The organism is Bacillus sp. ISL-51 (assembly GCF_018613535.1).
Lineage (GTDB): Bacteria > Bacillota > Bacilli > Bacillales > Bacillaceae > Bacillus.
Genome location: NZ_JAGGQB010000005.1, coordinates 107,604 through 128,925, shown reverse-complemented (window position 1 = coordinate 128,925; position 21,322 = coordinate 107,604). Strand labels below are relative to the sequence as shown.

24 protein-coding genes are annotated in these 21,322 nt (G+C 46.5%); 23 read left to right on the top strand and 1 reads right to left on the bottom strand.

Going from position 1 to position 21,322, the window contains the following annotated elements:
- Positions 1-60: 60 nt before the first annotated feature.
- On the top strand, positions 61-705 hold the full coding sequence (locus J7E26_RS05435) for a thiamine diphosphokinase (protein ID WP_214799386.1): 645 nt from the start codon (positions 61-63) through the stop codon (positions 703-705).
- A gap of 86 nt (positions 706-791) precedes the next feature.
- On the top strand, positions 792-872 hold the full coding sequence (gene spoVM, locus J7E26_RS05430; protein WP_061520481.1) for a stage V sporulation protein SpoVM: 81 nt from the start codon (positions 792-794) through the stop codon (positions 870-872).
- A gap of 76 nt (positions 873-948) precedes the next feature.
- On the opposite strand, the gene rpmB is transcribed toward spoVM, so the two are convergent.
- On the bottom strand, positions 949-1,137 hold the full coding sequence (gene rpmB / locus J7E26_RS05425) for a 50S ribosomal protein L28 (protein WP_214799384.1): 189 nt from the start codon (positions 1,135-1,137) through the stop codon (positions 949-951).
- A gap of 259 nt (positions 1,138-1,396) precedes the next feature.
- Here rpmB and J7E26_RS05420 point away from each other — a divergent pair, with 259 nt between their 5' ends.
- From J7E26_RS05420 to rplS, 21 genes are all read left to right on the top strand, one after another.
- A complete protein-coding gene (locus J7E26_RS05420) occupies positions 1,397-1,759 on the top strand; it encodes an Asp23/Gls24 family envelope stress response protein (protein WP_061520482.1) in 363 nt (120 codons plus the stop codon).
- A 15-nt stretch (positions 1,760-1,774) separates the two neighbouring features.
- Positions 1,775-3,442 carry a DAK2 domain-containing protein gene (locus J7E26_RS05415; RefSeq protein ID WP_214799382.1) on the top strand — a complete coding sequence of 556 codons (1,668 nt, stop codon included), beginning with the start codon at positions 1,775-1,777 and terminating at the stop codon, positions 3,440-3,442.
- Between the two features lie 139 nt (positions 3,443-3,581).
- Complete coding sequence (sdaAB, locus tag J7E26_RS05410; RefSeq protein WP_214799380.1) at positions 3,582-4,244, top strand: L-serine ammonia-lyase, iron-sulfur-dependent subunit beta; 663 nt, start codon at positions 3,582-3,584, stop codon at positions 4,242-4,244.
- 20 nt (positions 4,245-4,264) lie between these two features.
- Complete coding sequence (gene sdaAA, locus J7E26_RS05405) at positions 4,265-5,167, top strand: L-serine ammonia-lyase, iron-sulfur-dependent, subunit alpha (protein WP_214799378.1); 903 nt, start codon at positions 4,265-4,267, stop codon at positions 5,165-5,167.
- Positions 5,145-7,193: an ATP-dependent DNA helicase RecG gene (gene recG / locus J7E26_RS05400; RefSeq protein WP_214799376.1), complete on the top strand. Its 2,049-nt coding sequence runs from the start codon at positions 5,145-5,147 to the stop codon at positions 7,191-7,193. Before sdaAA ends, recG begins: the two co-directional genes overlap by 23 nt.
- Before the next feature lie 104 nt (positions 7,194-7,297).
- Positions 7,298-7,864 carry a transcription factor FapR gene (fapR, locus tag J7E26_RS05395; RefSeq protein ID WP_214799913.1) on the top strand — a complete coding sequence of 189 codons (567 nt, stop codon included), beginning with the start codon at positions 7,298-7,300 and terminating at the stop codon, positions 7,862-7,864.
- A 13-nt stretch (positions 7,865-7,877) separates the two neighbouring features.
- On the top strand, positions 7,878-8,876 hold the full coding sequence (gene plsX, locus J7E26_RS05390; RefSeq protein ID WP_214799375.1) for a phosphate acyltransferase PlsX: 999 nt from the start codon (positions 7,878-7,880) through the stop codon (positions 8,874-8,876).
- An 18-nt stretch (positions 8,877-8,894) separates the two neighbouring features.
- On the top strand, positions 8,895-9,848 hold the full coding sequence (gene fabD, locus J7E26_RS05385; protein ID WP_214799372.1) for an ACP S-malonyltransferase: 954 nt from the start codon (positions 8,895-8,897) through the stop codon (positions 9,846-9,848).
- Positions 9,841-10,581 (top strand): 3-oxoacyl-[acyl-carrier-protein] reductase, encoded by a 741-nt coding sequence (gene fabG, locus J7E26_RS05380; protein WP_214799370.1) that lies wholly within the window; start codon positions 9,841-9,843, stop codon positions 10,579-10,581. The genes fabD and fabG overlap by 8 nt, the downstream gene beginning before the upstream one ends.
- A gap of 85 nt (positions 10,582-10,666) precedes the next feature.
- On the top strand, positions 10,667-10,900 hold the full coding sequence (gene acpP, locus J7E26_RS05375; protein ID WP_003154310.1) for an acyl carrier protein: 234 nt from the start codon (positions 10,667-10,669) through the stop codon (positions 10,898-10,900).
- Positions 10,901-11,038: 138 nt separating this feature from the next.
- Positions 11,039-11,788 carry a ribonuclease III gene (gene rncS / locus J7E26_RS05370; protein ID WP_214799368.1) on the top strand — a complete coding sequence of 250 codons (750 nt, stop codon included), beginning with the start codon at positions 11,039-11,041 and terminating at the stop codon, positions 11,786-11,788.
- Positions 11,789-11,891: 103 nt separating this feature from the next.
- Positions 11,892-15,452, top strand: a complete 3,561-nt coding sequence (smc, locus tag J7E26_RS05365; RefSeq protein ID WP_214799365.1) for a chromosome segregation protein SMC — start codon at positions 11,892-11,894, stop codon at positions 15,450-15,452.
- 20 nt (positions 15,453-15,472) lie between these two features.
- Complete coding sequence (gene ftsY, locus J7E26_RS05360) at positions 15,473-16,462, top strand: signal recognition particle-docking protein FtsY (protein ID WP_214799363.1); 990 nt, start codon at positions 15,473-15,475, stop codon at positions 16,460-16,462.
- A 210-nt stretch (positions 16,463-16,672) separates the two neighbouring features.
- Positions 16,673-17,005 carry a putative DNA-binding protein gene (locus J7E26_RS05355; RefSeq protein WP_214799361.1) on the top strand — a complete coding sequence of 111 codons (333 nt, stop codon included), beginning with the start codon at positions 16,673-16,675 and terminating at the stop codon, positions 17,003-17,005.
- Between the two features lie 13 nt (positions 17,006-17,018).
- Positions 17,019-18,359 carry a signal recognition particle protein gene (ffh, locus tag J7E26_RS05350; RefSeq protein ID WP_214799359.1) on the top strand — a complete coding sequence of 447 codons (1,341 nt, stop codon included), beginning with the start codon at positions 17,019-17,021 and terminating at the stop codon, positions 18,357-18,359.
- A gap of 105 nt (positions 18,360-18,464) precedes the next feature.
- Positions 18,465-18,737, top strand: coding sequence for a 30S ribosomal protein S16 (gene rpsP, locus J7E26_RS05345; protein WP_214799356.1), 273 nt, complete (start codon positions 18,465-18,467; stop codon positions 18,735-18,737).
- Positions 18,737-18,982 (top strand): KH domain-containing protein, encoded by a 246-nt coding sequence (locus tag J7E26_RS05340; protein WP_214799354.1) that lies wholly within the window; start codon positions 18,737-18,739, stop codon positions 18,980-18,982. The genes rpsP and J7E26_RS05340 overlap by 1 nt, the downstream gene beginning before the upstream one ends.
- A gap of 88 nt (positions 18,983-19,070) precedes the next feature.
- On the top strand, positions 19,071-19,457 hold the full coding sequence (locus J7E26_RS05335) for a YlqD family protein (protein ID WP_214799352.1): 387 nt from the start codon (positions 19,071-19,073) through the stop codon (positions 19,455-19,457).
- Between the two features lie 4 nt (positions 19,458-19,461).
- Positions 19,462-19,986, top strand: a complete 525-nt coding sequence (gene rimM / locus J7E26_RS05330; protein ID WP_214799350.1) for a ribosome maturation factor RimM — start codon at positions 19,462-19,464, stop codon at positions 19,984-19,986.
- Positions 19,983-20,714, top strand: a complete 732-nt coding sequence (gene trmD / locus J7E26_RS05325; RefSeq protein ID WP_214813180.1) for a tRNA (guanosine(37)-N1)-methyltransferase TrmD — start codon at positions 19,983-19,985, stop codon at positions 20,712-20,714. The genes rimM and trmD overlap by 4 nt, the downstream gene beginning before the upstream one ends.
- 140 nt (positions 20,715-20,854) lie before the next feature.
- Positions 20,855-21,202: a 50S ribosomal protein L19 gene (gene rplS, locus J7E26_RS05320; protein ID WP_003154288.1), complete on the top strand. Its 348-nt coding sequence runs from the start codon at positions 20,855-20,857 to the stop codon at positions 21,200-21,202.
- Positions 21,203-21,322: the final 120 nt, after the last annotated feature.

The window sequence follows — 21,322 nt, the reverse complement described above, 5'->3', positions numbered from 1 at the left end:
AAAGAGCCCGGCGTCAGCCGAATAGGCTCTTTTCCTGGTTGAAAGAGAAAGGAAAGCCATATGAATACAATCAATATCGTTGCAGGCGGCCCTCCTGAGCTCATCCCTGATCTGACCAAGTATACGGACAGCGATACGACGTGGGTCGGAGTGGATAAGGGTACGGTCACTCTCTTACAAGCCGGGCTGATTCCGAAAGAAGCGTTCGGCGATTTTGACAGCATAACAGATAAGGAGCGCGGGCAAATTGAAAAAGCGGCGCCCGGCCTGCATGTCTTTCAGGCAGAAAAGGATCAGACCGATCTTGAGCTGGCCCTTGACTGGGCTTTAAAGATGGATGCGAACAACATTCACATGTTCGGTGTTACGGGCGGGAGAGCCGACCACTTTTTAGGGAACATTCAGCTTCTTTACAAAGGCTTAAAAACAAACGCCTCCATCAGGCTGATAGACCGGCAGAATGAAATTCAAATGTTCGCTCCGGGGTGTTATACGCTTGATGCAAGAAGCGACAAACGCTATATTTCATTTATCCCCTTTACGGAAGCCGCAGACGGCCTGACCCTGGAAGGTTTCAAATATCCGCTGAATAATTGTCATATTACCCTCGGTTCCACACTATGTATTAGTAACGAACTCATTCATTCACGAGGTACTTTTTCGTTTGCAAAAGGCATATTAATAATGGTAAGGAGCGCGGATTAAAAAAGCGGCTTCTGCCATATACGGAAAAACCATGAATCCTAAAGTGATGAACGCAGCGGATACGGGACTTATAGGAGGGGACAAAAATGAAATTTTATACCATTAAATTGCCGAAGTTTTTAGGAGGAATTGTCCGGGCGATGCTGAGCTCATTTAGAAAAGAGTAAGCCTCAGAAGCTGAATTGCCCTCTTTGAACACATAAAAACGCCTGCCGCATAAAAGGGGCAGGCGTTCATTTTTGCTTATACACGCTCAACTTTACCGGATTTCAAAGCCCGAGCAGATACATATACTTTTTTAGGTTTGCCGTCAACAAGGATGCGGACCTTTTGAAGGTTGGCGCCCCAAGTACGCTTAGAAGCGTTCATTGCGTGAGAACGGCTGTTGCCGGCTTTTGTTTTTTTACCTGTAATAAAACATTTACGTGCCATTTGTTTCCCTCCTAACTGCGCGAAACATCTTTTCCAAACATAGTGTCTTAGATGCTTTCGTTATACAATACTTTAAATAATTTACCACAGCTAAAAACCGTTTGCAACTATTGTTTACCCTACTTTCAAGAAAAATCACTTGACATGTAAAAGCAGCAACATTTCTTCTTGCAATGTTGCTGTCTGTATCTTTTCTTTTCATAATGGAATACATATAGTAGAATAACTATAACTCTATGCACCCGAAGGAGGAACTTGTGTGTCCATTGAAATGAAGACAAAATACGGACAGATTGATATATCCAACGAAGTCATCGCAATGGTTGCCGGAGGCGCTGCCATTGACTGTTACGGAATAGTGGGGATGGCCTCAAAAAACCAGATTAAAGACGGTTTGTCTGAAATCCTCCGGAAAGAGAACTTCGCAAGAGGCGTGCATGTCCGCCAGGAAGCAGAACAAATACATATCGACATGTACATTATTGTCAGCTACGGCACAAAAATATCAGAGGTAGCCTACAATGTTCAGACGAAAGTAAAATACACAGTAAATCAAACAATCGGACTTGCAGTGGATTCTGTAAATATTTATGTCCAAGGAGTACGTGTAACGAACCCGTAGTGAGGAGGATGAGTATTGTCTAGACGAAACTTAGATGGGAGAGCTTTTGCGGCAATGATTCTGGCGGGGGCTGAGACATTGTCTCAAAACGCATCCGCAGTCGATGCGCTGAACGTATTTCCTGTGCCTGACGGCGATACCGGAACAAACATGAATTTATCCATGTCATCAGGCGCGAGGGAAGTTGAGCACCTTGACTCACCTGAAATCGGCAAAGTCGGCATCGCCTTGTCAAAAGGCCTGCTTATGGGAGCCAGAGGGAACTCAGGGGTGATCTTGTCCCAATTATTCAGAGGCTTCACAAAAAGCATTGAGAACAAAAAAGAAATAAACGCCAAAGAATTTGCCGCGGCTCTTCAAGCTGGAGTGGATATGGCATATAAAGCGGTGATGAAGCCGGTTGAAGGAACAATTTTAACGGTGGCGAAAGACGCGGCTAAAAAAGCGGTCGCCTCAGCCAAAGAAGAAACCGATATCATTGCGTTAATGGAGGCGGTCGTTGAAGAAGCGGAAGCGTCACTGAACCGCACGCCGGACCTGCTCCCTGTTTTAAAGGACGTCGGTGTCGTTGACAGCGGCGGAAAAGGCCTGCTTTGTGTATATGAAGGCTTTTTATCTTCATTAAAAGGCGAAACCGTTTCAAAAAAAGCGGTTCTGCCGGCGCTCGACGATATGGTGAATGCCGAGCATCATAAAAGCGCGCAGAGCATGCTGAGTACAGAAGATATTGAATTCGGATTTTGTACAGAAGTTATGGTAAGGCTGGACCAAGATAAACGAACGTTCAGTGAAGATACGTTCAGAAACGAGCTGAGCCGTTTCGGCGATTCATTGCTGGTCGTTGCCGATGATACGCTGGCAAAAGTCCATATTCATGCCGAGGAACCGGGAAACGTGCTCAATTTGGCACAGCGTTACGGTGATTTAATCAAAATCAAAATTGAAAACATGAGGGAACAGCATACCTCCATTCTCAGCCAAGAGGCCGGGGAGCAGAAGCCGGCAGGCGTCTCGAAGGCGGCGCGAACACCTTTTGGAATCGTGACTGTGGCCATGGGGGAAGGCATTTCTGAACTGTTTACAAGCATCGGCGCGTCACATGTCATTGAAGGCGGGCAGACGATGAACCCCAGCACTGAAGATATTGTTGAGGCCGTAAAGTCTGTAAACGCGGAAACGGTTTTCATTCTTCCGAACAATTCGAATATTGTGATGGCAGCCAATCAAGCGGCGAGTGTTGCTGAGGAAAAGGTAATTGTCATTCCGGCTAAAACGGTGCCTCAAGGTATGGCTGCGCTGCTTGCGTTTAATCCCGAGCAGCCGGCAGGGGTGAATGAGGCCGGCATGCTTGAAGCGATACAGCATGTGAAAAGCGGCCAGGTGACCTACTCTGTCAGGGATACCCACATAGACGGCAAGGATATTAAAAAAGGTGATTTTATCGGAATTTTAAACAGCTCGATTATCGGCAGCGCCGGCGATCGGCTTTCTGCCGCAAAATTGCTGCTTGATGAAATGATTGGGGAAGAAGATGAAATCGTAACCATTTTGTATGGAGAGGACGCATCAGAAGAAGAAGCTGAGAAACTCGGAGATTATCTCACAAGCGTTTACGACGATATCGAGGTTGAAATCCATAACGGCAGACAGCCTCTGTACCCATATATATTTGCGGCGGAATAGAAGGGCTTTCAGGCCCTTCTATTCTTATGCCGTTATTTACCTGCGCCAGTGCGGCAGTGCGCCGGCTTGCCAATTTATAAATGATCAATTAGTCTAAAGAAAAGCGCTGAAGAAGTGACGATAAGGAGGAACAAACACCATGAAGTATAGGAGCGTTTTTGATATTATCGGTCCGGTAATGATCGGCCCATCCAGCTCACATACCGCAGGAGCCGCACGGATCGGCAGAGTGGCCAGAAGTTTATTCAGGCGGGAGCCCCGGCGTATCGTTGTATCCTTTTACGGATCGTTTGCGGAAACGTACAAGGGACATGGCACTGACGTCGCCATTATCGGCGGCCTGCTTGATTTTGATACATTTGATGAACGAATTAAAACAGCGATTCAAATCGCTGAAGAAAAGGGCATACATGTAGAGTTCCGCACTGAAGATGCCGTGCCCGTTCATCCGAACACGGCGCGCATCGTCATTTCGGATGATGAGGGAGAGCTTGCCCTTACCGGTATTTCAATCGGCGGAGGCAAAATAGAAATAACGGAATTAAACGGTTTTGACCTGCGTCTTTCAGGAAACCACCCGGCCATTTTAGTGGTCCATAATGATAAATTCGGCACCATTGCGGGGGTTGCCAATGTGCTTGCGAAATTCTCCATCAATGTCGGCCATATGGAAGTTGCCCGCAAAGACGTCGGCCAGCTTGCGCTGATGACGATTGAAGTCGATCAGAATATTGATGAAGAAGTGCTTGACGAACTTTCAACACTGCCGAATATTATTCAGGTTACTAAGATAGCTGACTAAAAAGTCAGGAGGAATATGACATGTTTCGTAATGTAAAAGAATTAATCGAAATCACAAAAGAAAAACAAATTCCGATTTCAGAAGTCATGATTACGCAAGAGATGGAAGTTACCCAAAAAACGAGAGAAGAAATCTTTCAAGGAATGGAGCGCAACCTTTCCGTCATGGAAGCCGCAGTCGAAAAAGGGCTTAATGGCGTTACAAGCCAAACCGGATTAACAGGCGGAGATGCGGTTAAACTTCAGGCGTACATTCAATCAGGAAAGAGCCTGTCAGGCAATCTTATTTTAGACGCCGTTTCAAAAGCTGTAGCGACAAATGAAGTCAATGCTGCGATGGGAACGATCTGTGCGACTCCGACTGCCGGCTCGGCGGGTGTTGTGCCGGGGACTTTATTTGCCGTAAAGCATAAGCTGAACCCGACGACAGAACAAATGATCCGCTTTCTTTTTACAGCCGGTGCTTTCGGCTTTGTCGTTGCGAATAATGCGAGTATTTCAGGAGCGGCCGGCGGCTGTCAGGCAGAAGTCGGATCAGCTTCCGGGATGGCTGCGGCTGCGATTGTAGAAATGGCCGGCGGCACGCCCGAACAATCAGCTGAGGCGATGGCGATTACGCTTAAAAATATGCTCGGCCTCGTGTGTGACCCCGTTGCAGGCTTGGTTGAAGTGCCTTGCGTCAAACGGAACGCAATGGGGGCATCCAACGCAATGATTGCGGCAGATATGGCGCTAGCCGGCATCACAAGCCGCATCCCTTGCGATGAGGTCATTGACGCGATGTACAAAATCGGACAAACGATGCCGACCGCACTTCGAGAAACGGGACAAGGCGGTTTAGCCGCGACACCGACGGGAAGAGAATTAGAGAAAAAAATATTCGGAGGAGCGCTAAAGTCAAGTGAAACAACATCAGCAAACTAGTATAGCGGATATTAAGGGCATTGGGCCGGAAACAGAAAAAACATTACATGAACTGGGTATATATGATATTTCTGATCTTCTGAATTATTTCCCTTACCGTTATGATGACTATGAGCTGAGGGATTTAGAAGAAGTAAAACATGAAGAGAGAGTCACCGTAGAAGGGAAGGTTCATTCAGAACCTTCTCTTACCTATTACGGCAAAAAACGAAACAGGCTCACATTCAGAGTGCTCGCCGGAAACTATTTAATCACGGCTGTTTGTTTTAACCGCCCGTACTTAAAAAAGAAGCTTTCACTCGGTTCAGTCGTCACGATATCCGGAAAATGGGACAAACACAGGCAGACCGTTTCGGTGCAGGAATTAAAAAACGGCCCGCACCAAGAAGACAAAAGCATTGAGCCGGTATATTCCGTTAAAGAAAACGTCACCGTTAAAATGATGAGGCGATTTATCAAGGAAGCGCTGCAGCATCATCTTGATGCGGCCGCTGACCCGCTTCCTGAGAAACTGAGAACCCGCTACAAACTGCCTGATTACCGCCGTGCCTTGCAGACGATGCACCAGCCGGAAACGAGAGAATCTTTACAGCAGGCAAGACGCCGATTTGTTTATGAAGAATTTTTAATATTCCAGCTGAAGATGCAGGCGTTCCGAAAGGCGGAAAGAGAACAGTCAGAAGGCATCAGCCATTCGTTTCCGGCCGAAAAGCTCACTGCCTTTGTCAGCAGCCTGCCCTTTTCGCTTACAGATGCCCAGACGCGTGTGCTGCGTGAAATTACGGCGGATATGACATCGCCTTACAGAATGAACCGTCTGCTGCAAGGCGATGTCGGATCAGGGAAAACAGCCGTCGCCGCTATCGCTTTATACGCCGCGATTCTCTCTGGATATCAAGGAGCTTTAATGGTGCCGACAGAAATCCTTGCTGAGCAGCATGCCGACTCCCTCGTATCTTTATTTGCGAACGAAGATGTCAATATTGCGCTTTTGACCAGCTCCGTAAAAGGAAAACGGCGCAGGGAGCTGCTGGAGCGTCTTGCCCTCGGAGAGACTGATATTCTTGTAGGCACTCACGCCTTAATTCAGGATGAAGTGGAATTTAAAGCTTTAAGCCTTGTCATTACGGACGAACAGCACAGGTTCGGAGTAGAGCAGCGCAAAAAGCTCAGAAGCAAAGGCCAGGACCCTGATGTGCTGTTTATGACCGCCACGCCGATTCCGAGGACCCTTGCTATTACCGTATTCGGAGAAATGGATGTATCCGTTATTGATGAAATGCCTGCCGGGCGGAAACAGATTGAAACCTATTGGGTCAAGCATGACATGCTGGAGCGGATTTTGGCTTTTATTGAAAAAGAGCTGAAGCAGGGAAGACAGGCATATATCATTTGCCCGCTCATTGAAGAATCGGACAAGCTTGATGTGCAGAATGCAATTGATGTGTACAACATGCTGTCTGACGTTTACCGCGGAAAATGGAATGTCGGGCTGATGCACGGCAAGCTCCATTCCGATGAAAAAGACCAGGTCATGAGGGATTTCAGCGCCAACCATTGTCAAATTCTTGTTTCAACAACCGTGGTTGAAGTTGGGGTAAACGTGCCGAATGCGACCATCATGGTCATTTATGACGCCGACCGCTTCGGTTTATCACAGCTTCACCAGCTTCGCGGCCGGGTCGGCCGGGGGGAGCACCAGTCCTTTTGTATCTTAATGGCCGATCCGAAATCTGAAACAGGCAAAGAGCGGATGAGAATCATGTCGGAGACAAACGACGGCTTTGAGCTGTCAGAAAAAGACTTAGAACTGCGCGGGCCCGGCGACTTTTTCGGGAAGAAACAAAGCGGCATGCCTGAATTCAAAGTGGCTGATATGGTTCATGACTACAGAGCGCTGGAAACGGCCCGGCAGGATGCGGCGAATCTTGTATCCTCAGAGGCTTTCTGGAAAGATGACGAATACCGCGCACTGCGGGATCACTTAATCTCAAGCGGCGTCCTTGAAGGCGAGAAATTAAGCTGAGCCGGAAATTTTGGTTTTCTTCGTAAACAATCATTGCATTCCAATCTATGAAATTATATACTACTATTAGTACCTAGTCTTAATTGTCCGGATGGTGTTTAATGATGAGAAGAAATAAGAAAGAACGCCAAAAATTATTACAGCAGACGATCAAATCGACACCCTTCATCACAGATGAGGAATTATCGGGGAAATTCGGAGTAAGCATTCAGACGATCCGTTTGGACCGCTTAGAGCTCTCCATACCGGAGCTTAGAGAAAGAATTAAAAACGTGGCAGAACAAACACTTGAAGACGAAGTGAAGTCACTGCCGTTAGATGAAGTAATTGGTGAAATCATTGATCTGGAGCTTGACGGCCAGGCCATTTCTATATTTGAAGTAAGGCGCGAGCATGTCTTCAGCCGCAATCAAATTGCGCGGGGGCATCATTTGTTTGCGCAGGCGAACTCACTCGCCGTTGCCGTAATTGATGATGAATTGGCGCTGACCGCAAGCGCGCGTATCCGTTTTACAAGACAGGTGAAAGAGGGAGAACGCGTCGTTGCAAAAGCAAAGGTGACGGCAGTCGAAAAAGAAAAAGGCAGAACGGTAGTCGAAGTCAACAGCTATGTAGGAGAAGAAGTCGTTTTCTCGGGGGATTTTGACATGTACCGTTCAAAACAATCATAAAGGTGGAGCATGCATGAGAATAGCTGTAGATGCAATGGGAGGCGACAACGCACCCAAAGCTGTTATTGACGGAGTAATGAAGAGTATAGAGGCTTTTGACGATCTTCATATTACGCTTGTCGGTGACAAGACAACAATAGAATCACATTTGCCAACAACATCAGACCGCATCACTGTATTGCACGCCGATGAAGTGATTGAACCGACGGACGAACCGGTCCGCGCCGTACGCAGAAAGAAAAATTCTTCCATGGTGCTGATGGCGCAGGAAGTGGCAGAAAACAGAGCGGACGCCTGCATTTCAGCGGGGAATACGGGTGCGCTGATGACAGCGGGGCTGTTTATCGTCGGCAGAATTAAAGGAATTGACCGTCCGGCGCTCGCACCGACGCTTCCGACCGTATCAGGCGACGGGTTCCTCCTTCTTGACGTGGGAGCCAATGTCGATGCCAAACCAGAACATCTTGTCCAGTATGCGATAATGGGTTCTGTCTATGCCCGCCAGGTTCTCGGTATACCCTCGCCGCGGGTAGGCTTATTAAATGTCGGCACGGAAGAGAAGAAAGGAAACGAGCTGACGAAAAAGACCTTTGAATTATTAAAAGAAACAAACGTCAATTTCGTCGGAAATGTTGAAGCGAGAGATCTGTTAGAAGGAGCTGCCGACGTCATTGTCACAGACGGCTTTACGGGAAATGTCACGCTGAAAACATTGGAAGGGTCGGCTTTATCCATTTTCAAAATGCTGAAAGACACGCTTACATCAAGTTTCGCATCAAAGCTTGCAGCCGGGGTGCTGAAACCGAAACTGATGGAAATGAAGCTTAAAATGGATTATTCTGAGTACGGCGGAGCGAGTCTTTTTGGATTAAAAGCGCCTGTCATTAAAGCGCACGGCTCTTCTGACGCACGCGCCGTTTACCATGCAGTGCGCCAGGCGAGAGAAATGGTCAGCCAAAACGTAGCTGCATTTATTGAAGAAGAAGTAAAAGAAGAAAAAACAGATGAGTAGTCTGGAGGTTACCGCATCATGAGTAAGATTGCATTTTTATTTCCCGGACAGGGATCACAATTCATCGGTATGGGAAAAGACTTGTATGAACGGGAAGAAGCATCAAAGCGTATTTTTGATGAAGCGGACGAGACGCTTGAAACAAAGCTCAGCTCGCTGATTTTTGAAGGAGACGCCAGTGAATTAACTCTTACATATAACGCGCAGCCCGCGCTGTTAACAACAAGCATTGCCGTATTAGAAAAATTTAAAGAATCCGGCATCACGCCTGATTTTACAGCCGGGCACAGCCTTGGCGAATATTCAGCGCTTGTTGCGGCTGGAGCGATATCATTTAAAGATGCCGTCTACACTGTCAGAAAACGCGGAGAATTTATGAACGAAGCAGTACCGGCCGGAGAAGGGGCGATGGCTGCGATTCTCGGCATGGACGCGGAAGCCTTGAAGAAGGTAACGGATCAAGTGACCGAAAAAGGCAACCTCGTGCAGCTTGCCAACCTGAACTGCCCTGGCCAGATCGTGATTTCGGGAACGGCAAAAGGCGTAGAGCTTGCATCAGAAGAAGCGAAAAACAACGGAGCGAAACGGGCCATTCCGTTGGAGGTAAGCGGTCCGTTCCACTCTGAATTAATGAAACCCGCCGCACAAAAGCTTGAAGAGGTGCTTGACGCCTGCGAATTAAAAGACGCCGCTGTTCCGGTCATTTCAAATGTTTCAGCGGATGTCATGACCGAAAAAGACGATATCAAGAAAAAACTGATCGAACAGCTTTATTCACCAGTACGCTTTGAAGAAACCGTCAACAAGCTGATTGACGAAGGCGTTACGACTTTTATTGAAATCGGGCCCGGAAAAGTGCTTTCAGGGCTTGTAAAAAAAGTAAACCGCCGCTTAAAAACGATTGCGGTTTCTGATCATGAGACGATTGAATTAGCGATTCAAACGCTGAAGGAGGAGAATCAGGATGCTTAATGAAAAAACGGCAGTCGTAACGGGAGCGTCACGCGGCATCGGACGGGCCATCGCGCTTGACCTTGCGAAAAACGGCGCAAATGTTGTGGTCAATTATTCAGGCAATGAAGCGAAAGCGAATGAAGTGGTGGATGAGATTAAATCATTGGGCCGAAACGCGATCGCGGTAAAAGCGGATGTATCAAATTCCGAAGAAGTACAAAACATGATGAAAGAAGCTATCGCGGCATTTTCTTCTATCGACATTCTCGTGAACAATGCAGGCATTACGAAAGATAATTTATTGATGAGAATGAAAGAAAATGAATGGGATGACGTCATTAACATTAACCTAAAGGGTGTATTCAACTGCACAAAAGCTGTGACAAGACAGATGATGAAGCAGCGCTCCGGCCGGATTATCAATGTATCATCCATCGTCGGCGTCAGCGGAAACCCCGGACAGGCCAACTATGTGGCGGCAAAAGCCGGCGTGATCGGCTTAACCAAATCATCAGCTAAAGAGCTTGCAAGCCGCAATATTACGGTAAATGCCATTGCGCCGGGCTTTATTTCCACAGATATGACGGACAAGCTTTCTAAGGAAGTCCAAGATGAAATGCTGAAACAGATTCCGCTCGCGCGTTTCGGAGATCCCGGTGATGTCAGCAGCGTTGTGACGTTCCTGGCTTCTGAAGGAGCGCGTTATATGACGGGCCAGACCCTTCATATTGACGGCGGAATGGTGATGTAAAGATTTGTTTTTAAAATTTCATCCTAGTTTCTCTAGTTTTTTAAAAACGAATCCACTATAATACTTTGAGGGGAGGTGAATTGCTATGGCAGATACATTAGAGCGTGTAACGAAGATCATCGTAGACCGCCTTGGCGTTGATGAAGCTGACGTCAAACTTGAAGCTTCTTTCAAGGAAGACTTAGGTGCTGATTCCCTAGATGTAGTTGAGCTTGTTATGGAACTTGAAGACGAGTTTGATATGGAGATTTCTGACGAAGATGCTGAAAAAATTGCAACAGTCGGCGACGCTGTGAACTACATACAAAACCAGCAATAAGCTGATGCTGAAAGTCCCGCCTAACCGCGGGGCTTTAGCCCTTTAATCGTGCGGTTATCAGCGTATGACGCTGTGCGCGCTGCCGATTCCGTTTATGGTGAGGAGCGCGGTGAACCTGATGTGCCTATGGAGGTTACTATGTCAAAACACTCACATTTTAAAGATAAAAAAAAGTTCTATAAAAAAATAGAGCAATTTAAAGAGTTTCAAGAACGGATTTCGGTTCATTTTCAAAACGAGAAACTTTTGTATCAAGCATTTACACATTCATCTTATGTGAATGAGCATCGGAAAAAGCCGTATGAAGATAACGAAAGGCTTGAATTTTTAGGTGACGCTGTTTTGGAACTGACGATCTCCCAATTCTTATTTGCCAAATATCCGGCCATGAGTGAAGGAGATTTGACGAAGCTGAGAGCCGCTATCGTATGCGAGCCGTCACTCGTTTCCCTTGCCCACGAATTGTCCTTCGGCGACCTCGTGCTGCTGGGAAAAGGAGAAGAGATGACGGGCGGCAGAAAGCGTCCGGCGCTTTTAGCGGATGTGTTTGAGGCGTTTATCGGCGCGTTGTACCTGGATCAGGGCCTTGAGCCGGTTCAGAAATTCCTAAAAGTTTATGTATTCCCTAAAATAAACGATGGTGCTTTTTCTCATGTGATGGATTTTAAAAGCCAGCTTCAAGAATTTGTACAGCGGGACGGAAAAGGGTCGCTTGAGTACAAAATACTCAATGAAAAAGGGCCTGCCCATAACCGGGAATTCGAAGCCATCGTCTCTCTTAAAGGCGAAGCGCTCGGTATCGGCAACGGCCGCTCCAAAAAAGAAGCCGAGCAGCACGCAGCACAGGAAGCTCTTGCAAAATTGCAAAAACACCATATGAAACAATAAAATCCCCCTGTATCTCCTAGGGGGATTTCAGTATGTTTGCCGACTGATATAAGCGTGTGATTATGATAATATTGAGATACTTATACGATAAGGAGGATCTAAGATGTTCCTCAAACGTTTAGACGTTATAGGATTTAAATCATTTGCAGAACGGATCTCCGTTGACTTTGTGAAAGGCGTCACGGCCGTTGTCGGACCGAACGGAAGCGGAAAAAGCAACATTACGGAAGCGATCCGCTGGGTGCTGGGCGAACAATCGGCCCGCTCGCTTCGGGGCGGGAAAATGGAGGACATTATTTTTGCCGGAAGTGACTCGCGCAAACGGCTGAATCTTGCTGAAGTTACTTTGACGCTTGATAATGAAGATCACTTTCTGCCGATTGATTTTCACGAAGTCAGTGTGACGAGACGGGTGTACCGGTCAGGAGAAAGTGAATTTCTCATTAACAACCAGCAGTGCCGTCTGAAGGATATCATCGATTTATTTATGGATTCCGGGCTCGGAAAAGAAGCGTTTTCCATTATCAGCCAAGGGAAAGTCGAAGAAATTCTCAGCAGCAAGGCAGAAGACCGCCGCAGTATTTTTGAAGAAGCGGCCGGAGTGCTGAAATATAAAACAAGAAAGAAAAAAGCAGAAAACAAGCTGTTTGAGACGCAGGATAACTTAAACAGGGTGGAAGATATTCTTCACGAACTTGAAGGCCAGGTCGAACCGCTTAAAATCCAGGCGTCTATCGCCAAAGATTATTTAGAGAAAAAGAAAGAGCTTGAGCACGTTGAAATTGCCCTCACTGCTTTTGATATCGAAGAGCTGCATGGCAAATGGACCGGCTTAAAAGAAAAAGTACAGACGGCAAAAGAAGAAGAGCTTGCGGAATCGTCCGCGATATCAGCCAAAGAAGCGCTGATTGAAGAGACGCGGGATAAAATTCACGCTCTTGACGAATCAGTAAACGAACTGCAGCAGGTTCTGCTTGTGACAAGTGAAGAGCTTGAGAAGCTCGAAGGCCGGAAAGAAGTGCTGAAAGAACGCAAAAAAAACGCCGCACAAAACCAAGAACAGCTTGAGGAAGCGGTTACGCACTATGAAAAAAAAGAAACCGAACTGAAGGCCGGCATTTCGAAGCAGTCGGCTGTCTATGATAAGCTGCGGGCAGAAGTAAAACAATTAAAAGCCCAGGTGAAAGAAAAGCAGCAGGCCCTCAGTCTGCACAACGAAAACGTAGAAGAGAAAATTGAACAATTAAAAAGCGATTACTTTGAGCTGTTAAACGGTCAGGCGGCGATTCGGAATGAGCTTCAGCTTTTGGATGACCAAATGTCCCAATCAGCCGTCCAGCAGGCAAGACTGACCGCAAATAACGAAAAATATATCCAAGAACGCAAAGACATTTCTGTCCGCAAAGCGGCGTGTGAGGATGAACTGGCCCGTATTGAACAAGATATTCACAATCAGGTCGGCACATACCGCGATGTACAGACGGCATATGAACAGAAAAAACGCCAATATGAAAAGAAAGAATCCGCGCTTTATCAGGCATATCAATTTGTCCAGCAGGCCAGGTCTAAAAAGGATATGCTTGAAACGATGCAAGGCGACTTTTCAGGATTTTATCAAGGTGTAAAAGAAGTACTGAAAGCGAAGGAGCAGCTCGGCGGAATCCGGGGCGCCGTTCTTGAACTGATCACCACCGAACAAAAATATGAAACGGCGATCGAAATCGCGCTCGGCGCAGCGGCGCAGCACGTTGTCACAGAAGATGAGCAGTCCGCGAGAAAAGCGATTCAATATTTAAAACAGAATTCTTTCGGCCGCGCGACGTTTCTGCCGCTTTCGGTGATTAAAAACCGCCAGCTGCAATCGCGGGACGAGCAGGTTGCACAAGGGCATCCTTCTTTTCTCGGCACAGCAAGCGGGCTCGTCACATATGACCCGGCTTACCGAAACGTCATACAAAATCTTCTCGGCACGGTGCTGATTACCGAGAATTTAAAAGGCGCAAATGAACTGGCCAAGCTTCTCGGTCACCGCTACCGCATCGTCACGCTTGAGGGCGATGTCGTCAACCCCGGCGGGTCTATGACGGGCGGTGCGGTGAAAAAGAAAAACAATTCTTTGCTGGGCCGAAGCCGTGAGCTTGAAACAGTGACGGCGCGGCTTGCCGAAATGGAAGAAAAAACGGCCGTGCTCGAAAAAGAAGTCAAAACTCTGAAACAAGCCATTCAGGAACTTGAGAATACACTCACCGGCTTGCGTGAAGACGGTGAAGCCTTCAGAAGCAAACAGCAGGATGTAAAAGGCCGGCTGTATGAACTTGAAGTCGCCGAAAAAAACATCAATACCCATTTGGAGCTTTATGATCAGGAGAAAGCGTCACTCACTGAAAACAGCCGGGAGAAACAGATGCGCAAGTCGGAATTGGAAGAGCAGCTCCAAGAAGCGTCAACCCAGCTGAAAGAGCTTGAAGAGGAAATGGACAGGCTGACAAAGCAAAAGCAAACTCAATCCTCTACAAAAGAAACGCTCTCCCATGAGCTGACAGAATGTAAAGTGGCCGCAGCGAAAAAAGAACAGGCATGCACGAGCGAAGAGGAAAATCTCACAAGGCTGAAAAAAGAGCTTGAAGAAACACAGCTCGCCTTAAAAGAAACGAAAGAAGATTTAAGCTTCTTAACCTCGGAGATGACCTCAAGCACGAGCGGGGAAGAGCAGCTTGAAGAAGCGGCAAAGCATAAGCTGCACGATAAAACGAGAACGATTGAACTGATTGCGTTACGTCGCGACCAGCGTGTCAAACTCCAGCGGGCTCTTGATACGAACGAGCTTGAACTGAAAGAGATGAAACGCCTGTACAAGCAAAAAACAGCCATCCTGAAAGATGAAGAAGTAAAGCTGGGCCGGATGGAAGTAGAGCTCGATAATTTACTGCAATATTTACGGGAAGAATACAGCTTATCCTTTGAAGGGGCGAAAGAAAAGTATCAGCTCGAAACAGAACCTGAAGAAGCAAGAAAACGGGTCAAGCTGATCAAGCTGTCAATTGAAGAGCTTGGAACGGTCAATCTTGGAAGCATTGATGAATTTGAAAGAGTCAATGAGCGGTATGAGTTTTTAACAGAGCAAAAAAATGATCTGACAGAAGCGAAAAATACGTTGTTCCAAGTCATTGAAGAGATGGATTCCGAAATGACGAAGCGTTTTCATGAGACGTTTGTCCAAATCCGTTCTCACTTTAATGACGTGTTCCGTTCCTTATTCGGAGGAGGACGCGCCGAACTGAAGCTTACCGATCCGAATGACCTTCTCCACTCAGGCGTGGACATCATCGCGCAGCCTCCGGGGAAAAAACTGCAAAACTTAAATCTGTTGTCAGGCGGAGAACGGGCGCTTACAGCGATTGCCCTTTTGTTCTCCATTCTGAAGGTAAGGCCTGTGCCGTTTTGCGTTCTTGATGAAGTTGAAGCTGCGCTTGATGAAGCCAATGTCTTCAGGTTTGCGCAATACTTAAAGAAATACAGCGGCGACAGCCAGTTTATCGTCATCACCCACAGGAAAGGCACGATGGAAGAAGCGGATGTCCTCTACGGCGTCACCATGCAGGAATCCGGCGTCTCCAGGATGGTTTCAGTGAAACTGGAAGAAACAAAAGAATTCGTTCAGTAACGAGGAAAGAGGTTTGAAAGATGAGCTTTTTTAAAAAATTAAAAGAGAAAATCACGAAACAGACAGACTCCGTATCTGAAAAATTTAAAGAAGGACTTGAAAAAACGAGAAACTCTTTCTCAAATAAAGTGAACGATCTCGTCTCCCGCTACCGAAAAGTCGACGAAGACTTTTTTGAAGAGCTTGAGGAATTGCTGATCAGCGCGGACGTAGGCTTTACAACAGTAATGGAGCTGATTGACGAGCTGAAAAAAGAAGTGAAGCTGAAGAATATCCAAGATCCTCAGGAAGTTCAGTCCGTTATTTCTGAAAAGCTTGTCGAGATTTATAACAGCGGCGATGAACAAATTTCTGAATTGAATATTCAGGACGGCCGCTTGAATGTCATCCTGCTTGTCGGTGTAAACGGCGTCGGAAAAACGACAACGATCGGAAAGCTTGCCCATAAGCTCAAAAACGAGGGCAAGTCAGTCGTGCTGGCTGCCGGAGACACATTCAGGGCGGGAGCGATCGAACAGCTTGAAGTATGGGGAGAACGGTCTGGCGTGCCTGTGATTAAGCAGGCTGCCGGAAGTGATCCTGCGGCGGTTATTTACGATGCGGTACATGCAGCAAAAGCGAGAGGCGCGGATGTGTTAATTTGTGATACGGCCGGCCGCCTTCAAAATAAAGTAAACTTAATGAAAGAGCTTGAAAAAGTAAAACGCGTCATTGAAAGAGAAGTGCCTGACGCGCCCCATGAGGTTCTGCTCGCTCTCGATGCGACGACAGGACAAAATGCGATGGCGCAGGCTAAAGAATTCTCCAAAGCGACAAATGTGACGGGAATCGCATTAACGAAGCTCGACGGAACCGCAAAAGGCGGAATTGTTTTGGCGATCCGTAATGAGCTCCACATTCCGGTCAAGCTGGTCGGCCTCGGCGAAAAAGTCGATGATCTCCAGCGGTTTGATGCGGAGTCATACGTATACGGACTCTTTTCAGACTTAGTGGAAAATGCGGAAGAATAGACTGCCGGTTTCAGCCGGGGCGCAAAAAGCGCTCCGGCTTTTCGCTTACAGAAAGCCGCGGAATAAAATGAAAACGGCACAATATTCTAGAGAGAATGAAGGGATTTCGGCCAGCTTTTCATTGACAAGATAAAAACTTGACAGTTGCTTTGAAACCATGTAAACTAAGTTTTCGTAAAGGGATTTGACTTAACAAAGGGGAGAGCTCAAATGTCGCTCGAAAAAACGACGAGAATGAACTATTTGTTTGACTTTTACCAGTCGTTGTTGACGTCAAAACAAAAGAGCTATATGTCGCTTTATTATTTGGACGATTTCTCCCTTGGTGAAATAGCCGAAGAGTATGACGTTTCAAGACAAGCCGTTTACGACAACATCAAACGGACAGAAGCGATGCTTGAACAATATGAAGAAAAACTGCTCCTTTTTAAGAAGTTTCAGGAGCGTAAAGAGATGTTTACAAAGCTGAAAGAGCTTGCTTCCGGCTTGCAGGAAGAAAAAGAAATGACGGCTCTGATTGAAGCGCTTGAGAAATTAGATTAGGAGGCGGCAAACAATGGCATTTGAAGGATTAGCCGACCGACTGCAAAAGACGATTTCAAAAATCCGCGGAAAAGGAAAAGTCAGCGAACAAGACGTGAAAGAGATGATGCGTGAAGTTCGTCTTGCACTTCTTGAGGCTGACGTTAACTTTAAAGTCGTAAAGGATTTTGTGAAAAAAGTAAGTGAACGGGCCGTCGGGCAAGACGTCATGAAGAGTCTGACACCCGGACAGCAGGTTATTAAAGTTGTAAAAGAAGAGCTTACTGAGCTGATGGGCGGCGAAGAGAGCAAAATCGCCGTTGCCAAACGCCCGCCGACCGTTATTATGATGGTCGGGCTCCAAGGTGCCGGTAAAACGACAACCACGGGGAAGCTTGCCAACCTGCTGCGTAAAAAGCATAATCGCAAACCGCTGCTCGTAGCTGCGGATATCTACCGCCCCGCTGCGATCAAGCAGCTGGAAACACTGGGGAAACAGCTTGATATGCCCGTTTTTTCACTCGGCGATCAGGTCAGCCCGGTGGAAATCGCTAAACAGGCGATTGAAAAAGCGAAGGAAGAGCACTATGATTATGTGATTATAGATACCGCCGGACGCCTGCACATTGATCATGAATTGATGGATGAGCTCGCCGGCGTGAAGGAAGTCGCAAATCCTGAGGAAATGTTCCTTGTCGTAGACTCAATGACCGGTCAGGATGCGGTAAACGTCGCCAAAAGCTTCAATGATCAGCTCGGATTAACCGGTGTGGTATTGACGAAGCTTGACGGGGATACCCGCGGCGGCGCGGCGCTTTCTATCCGCGCAGTGACAAACACGCCGATTAAGTTTGCGGGATTGGGAGAAAAACTCGACGCGCTTGAAGCGTTCCATCCTGAACGGATGGCTTCCCGGATTCTCGGAATGGGCGACGTGTTAACCTTGATCGAAAAAGCTCAGGCGACAGTCGATGAAGACAAAGCCAAAGAGCTTGAACAAAAAATGAGGACGATGAGCTTCACATTGGACGACTTTTTGGAGCAGCTCGGTCAGGTCAGAAACATGGGCCCTCTTGACGAACTGCTGCAAATGATGCCCGGCGCAGGCAAAATGAAGGGCTTAAAAAACATCCAAGTGGATGAAAAACAGCTTAATCATGTAGAAGCGATCATTAAATCAATGACTGTTCTTGAAAAAGAACAGCCGGATATCATCAATGCCAGCCGGCGCAAGCGGATTGCGAAAGGAAGCGGAACATCCGTTCAGGAAGTCAACCGTCTTTTAAAGCAGTTTGAGGAAATGAAAAAAATGATGAAGCAAATGACAAACATGTCAAAAGGGAAGAAAAAAGGCTTTAAATTACCTTTTATGTAATCGGTTATACATGATAAAACCGTTGTTAAGAAAAAACACTTTACAAACACTTTTATCATTGTTAATATACTATCTTGTTGAAATATTTTCGGAGGTGCTAGTAAAATGGCAGTAAAAATTCGTTTAAAACGTATGGGAGCAAAAAAATCTCCTTTCTATCGTATTGTTGTAGCAGATTCTCGTTCACCGCGTGACGGCCGTTTCATCGAAACAGTCGGCACATACAACCCGGTTTTAAAACCGGCTGAAGTTAAAATCAACGAAGAACTTGCTCTTAAATGGCTTCAAACAGGAGCTAAACCTTCTGATACAGTTCGCAACTTGTTCTCAAGCCAAGGAATTATGGAAAAATTCCACAACGCTAAACAAGGCAAGTAATGACTGATCAACACTTGGAAGATTTGATTGTCAGTGTTGTGGCTCCGCTTGTCGACCATCCGGAAGACATCCGGGTCACAAAAGAAGAGACCGATCAAAAGATTGCGCTTCGCTTATCTGTCAATGAGTCAGATACCGGTAAAATTATCGGAAAGCAAGGCCGGACTGCAAAAGCGATTCGAACCGTTGTTTTTGCAGCTGGCGCACAGTCTTCTAAGAGAGTTCAATTTGAGATATTTGACTAAAAGGGAGAGGGCCGGCACCTCCCCTTTTTTTACACGTAAAAAAAAGCAAATGAACAGAATATGTTGGAAAAGTGGGGAGTCTGGTCCTATGCAGATTATTCACAGGGTAACCGTTATGCAGGTTCTGACCGAGCAAAGTAAGGAAAAGCTTTTAGCCTCTTTTGCAGAAAAAAAGCAAATGCTTGAACGAGAATGCAGCCAGCTCTATTTTCAGCTTAGAAAACATGAAAAAGATCAGCAGAATCCGGATGTGGCGGAATCTTTTAAAAAAGCCATTGAAAAAAGACAAGACAAAATCAAAATGATCGATTTCCAGATGGGCCAGACACACACACTGCCGCTTGGAAGCGAAGTGAAGGAAAAGGAAATCGATGCGCTGCTTTCGATTGAAGTCGGTGATAACTGGCATGAAAAAACAGCGGCAAATACCATCGTCATAAAAGACGGGGTAGTAATTGAAATTCGCCCGAGGTGATGATATGACAGACAGATGGTTTAACGTAGGCAAAATTGTAAATACTCACGGCATTAAAGGCGAAGTGCGGGTTATTTCTAAAACGGACTTTGCCGAAGAACGGTACAAGCCCGGCAATACGCTGTATCTGTTTATGGAGGGTGCGGCGGAGCCTGTAAAAGTTACGGTAAATACACACAGGCTTCATAAACAGTTTCACCTGCTGCAATTCAAAGAAAGACCGAGCTTAAACGAAGTAGAAAATTTAAAAAACGCGATCATCAAAGTTCCGGAAGAAGATCTGGGAGAGCTTGAGGAAGACGAATTTTATTTTCATGAAATCATCGGCTGCGAGGTTGTTTCAGAAGACGGAGAGCTGATCGGCACAGTCAGAGAAATTTTGACACCGGGGGCTAATGACGTTTGGGTAGTAGCTAGAAAAGGAAAAAAAGATGCGCTCATTCCGTATATTGCTTCTGTGGTAAAGGATATTAATATAAACGAGAAGAAAATTAAGATTCATGTAATGGAAGGGTTAATAGACGAATGAAAATCGACTTTTTAACACTGTTTCCCGAGATGTTTCAAGGTGTGCTCGGCTCATCCATCCTGCTGAAAGCGCAGGAAAAAGAAGCGGTGCGCTTTGACGTCATTAATTTCCGGGCCTTTTCTGATAATAAGCACCAAACGGTTGACGATTACCCGTACGGCGGGGGCGCAGGAATGGTGTTAAAGCCTCAGCCTGTCTTTGATGCGGTTGAAAAGCTGACAGCCGATACAGACGCTAAGTCGCGCATTATTCTCGTCTGCCCGCAAGGTGAGCGTTTCACGCAGAAGAAAGCGGAGGAGCTGGCGCGCGAGGAGCATTTGATGTTTATCTGCGGCCACTATGAAGGGTATGATGAACGCATCCGGGAGCACCTCGCAACAGATGAAATCTCGATCGGAGACTTTGTGCTGACGGGAGGAGAGCTCCCTGCGATGATGATTGCCGACAGTGTTGTCAGGCTTTTGCCGGGAGTCCTCGGAAAAGAAGCGTCCCACGTGGAGGATTCCTTCAGCACGGGGCTTTTAGAGCATCCGCATTATACAAGGCCCGCAGATTATAAAGGTTTAAAAGTGCCAGACACCCTTCTTTCCGGCAACCACGCAAAAATAAAAGAGTGGCGGAATAAAGAATCAATCAGGAGAACCTTTTTAAGGCGGCCGGATCTTCTTGAAAACTATCCGCTTACTGACGAACAAAGAAAATGGATTTCTGAGTGGGAAAACGAATAGATCCTATTGCACAGGCAATGAAGTTATGATATGATACTATTTGTGGCTTAAGAGGGCTTATCCTTCAAAAGCTTGAAAACGATGTTCCGCTGTGCCGGGCAATTGTGGCTAAGAGCATCTGTTGGAAGGAGTTGAAAACGATGCAAAAACTAATTCAAGATATCACAAAAGAACAGCTTCGCACTGATCTTCCTGCGTTCCGTCCTGGTGACACTTTACGTGTACACGTAAAAGTTGTTGAGGGTAACCGTGAGCGTATCCAGATCTTTGAAGGTGTTGTGATTAAGCGTCGTGGTGGTGGAATCAGCGAAACGTTCACAGTTCGTAAGATTTCTTACGGTGTTGGCGTTGAACGTACTTTCCCTGTACACACACCAAAAATCGCGAAAATCGAAGTTGTGCGTTACGGTAAAGTACGCCGTGCTAAGCTTTACTACCTGCGTGAACTTCGCGGAAAAGCGGCTCGTATTAAAGAAATCAGACGATAATGATAACGAACGAAAAGAGCTTGTTACCCGTAACAGGCTCTTTTTTTATATTAAATTTGTAAAAGCGGCATAAGCAACGTAAAATACATAAGAGATCACCGGAACTTACGGTTTCGGGAA

What these genes read in the sequence shown, in the direction of transcription:
- J7E26_RS05435 (WP_214799386.1), top strand. Translation starts at nt 61, where the DNA reads ATGAATACAATCAATATCGTTGCAGGCGGCCCTCCTGAGCTCATCCCT.
- spoVM (WP_061520481.1), top strand. Translation starts at nt 792, where the DNA reads ATGAAATTTTATACCATTAAATTGCCGAAGTTTTTAGGAGGAATTGTC.
- rpmB (WP_214799384.1), bottom strand. Translation starts at nt 1,137, where the DNA reads ATGGCACGTAAATGTTTTATTACAGGTAAAAAAACAAAAGCCGGCAAC.
- sdaAB (WP_214799380.1), top strand. Translation starts at nt 3,582, where the DNA reads ATGAAGTATAGGAGCGTTTTTGATATTATCGGTCCGGTAATGATCGGC.
- sdaAA (WP_214799378.1), top strand. Translation starts at nt 4,265, where the DNA reads ATGTTTCGTAATGTAAAAGAATTAATCGAAATCACAAAAGAAAAACAA.
- fapR (WP_214799913.1), top strand. Translation starts at nt 7,298, where the DNA reads ATGAGAAGAAATAAGAAAGAACGCCAAAAATTATTACAGCAGACGATC.
- plsX (WP_214799375.1), top strand. Translation starts at nt 7,878, where the DNA reads ATGAGAATAGCTGTAGATGCAATGGGAGGCGACAACGCACCCAAAGCT.
- fabD (WP_214799372.1), top strand. Translation starts at nt 8,895, where the DNA reads ATGAGTAAGATTGCATTTTTATTTCCCGGACAGGGATCACAATTCATC.
- fabG (WP_214799370.1), top strand. Translation starts at nt 9,841, where the DNA reads ATGCTTAATGAAAAAACGGCAGTCGTAACGGGAGCGTCACGCGGCATC.
- acpP (WP_003154310.1), top strand. Translation starts at nt 10,667, where the DNA reads ATGGCAGATACATTAGAGCGTGTAACGAAGATCATCGTAGACCGCCTT.
- rncS (WP_214799368.1), top strand. Translation starts at nt 11,039, where the DNA reads ATGTCAAAACACTCACATTTTAAAGATAAAAAAAAGTTCTATAAAAAA.
- smc (WP_214799365.1), top strand. Translation starts at nt 11,892, where the DNA reads ATGTTCCTCAAACGTTTAGACGTTATAGGATTTAAATCATTTGCAGAA.
- ftsY (WP_214799363.1), top strand. Translation starts at nt 15,473, where the DNA reads ATGAGCTTTTTTAAAAAATTAAAAGAGAAAATCACGAAACAGACAGAC.
- J7E26_RS05355 (WP_214799361.1), top strand. Translation starts at nt 16,673, where the DNA reads ATGTCGCTCGAAAAAACGACGAGAATGAACTATTTGTTTGACTTTTAC.
- ffh (WP_214799359.1), top strand. Translation starts at nt 17,019, where the DNA reads ATGGCATTTGAAGGATTAGCCGACCGACTGCAAAAGACGATTTCAAAA.
- rpsP (WP_214799356.1), top strand. Translation starts at nt 18,465, where the DNA reads ATGGCAGTAAAAATTCGTTTAAAACGTATGGGAGCAAAAAAATCTCCT.
- J7E26_RS05340 (WP_214799354.1), top strand. Translation starts at nt 18,737, where the DNA reads ATGACTGATCAACACTTGGAAGATTTGATTGTCAGTGTTGTGGCTCCG.
- J7E26_RS05335 (WP_214799352.1), top strand. Translation starts at nt 19,071, where the DNA reads ATGCAGATTATTCACAGGGTAACCGTTATGCAGGTTCTGACCGAGCAA.
- rimM (WP_214799350.1), top strand. Translation starts at nt 19,462, where the DNA reads ATGACAGACAGATGGTTTAACGTAGGCAAAATTGTAAATACTCACGGC.
- trmD (WP_214813180.1), top strand. Translation starts at nt 19,983, where the DNA reads ATGAAAATCGACTTTTTAACACTGTTTCCCGAGATGTTTCAAGGTGTG.
- rplS (WP_003154288.1), top strand. Translation starts at nt 20,855, where the DNA reads ATGCAAAAACTAATTCAAGATATCACAAAAGAACAGCTTCGCACTGAT.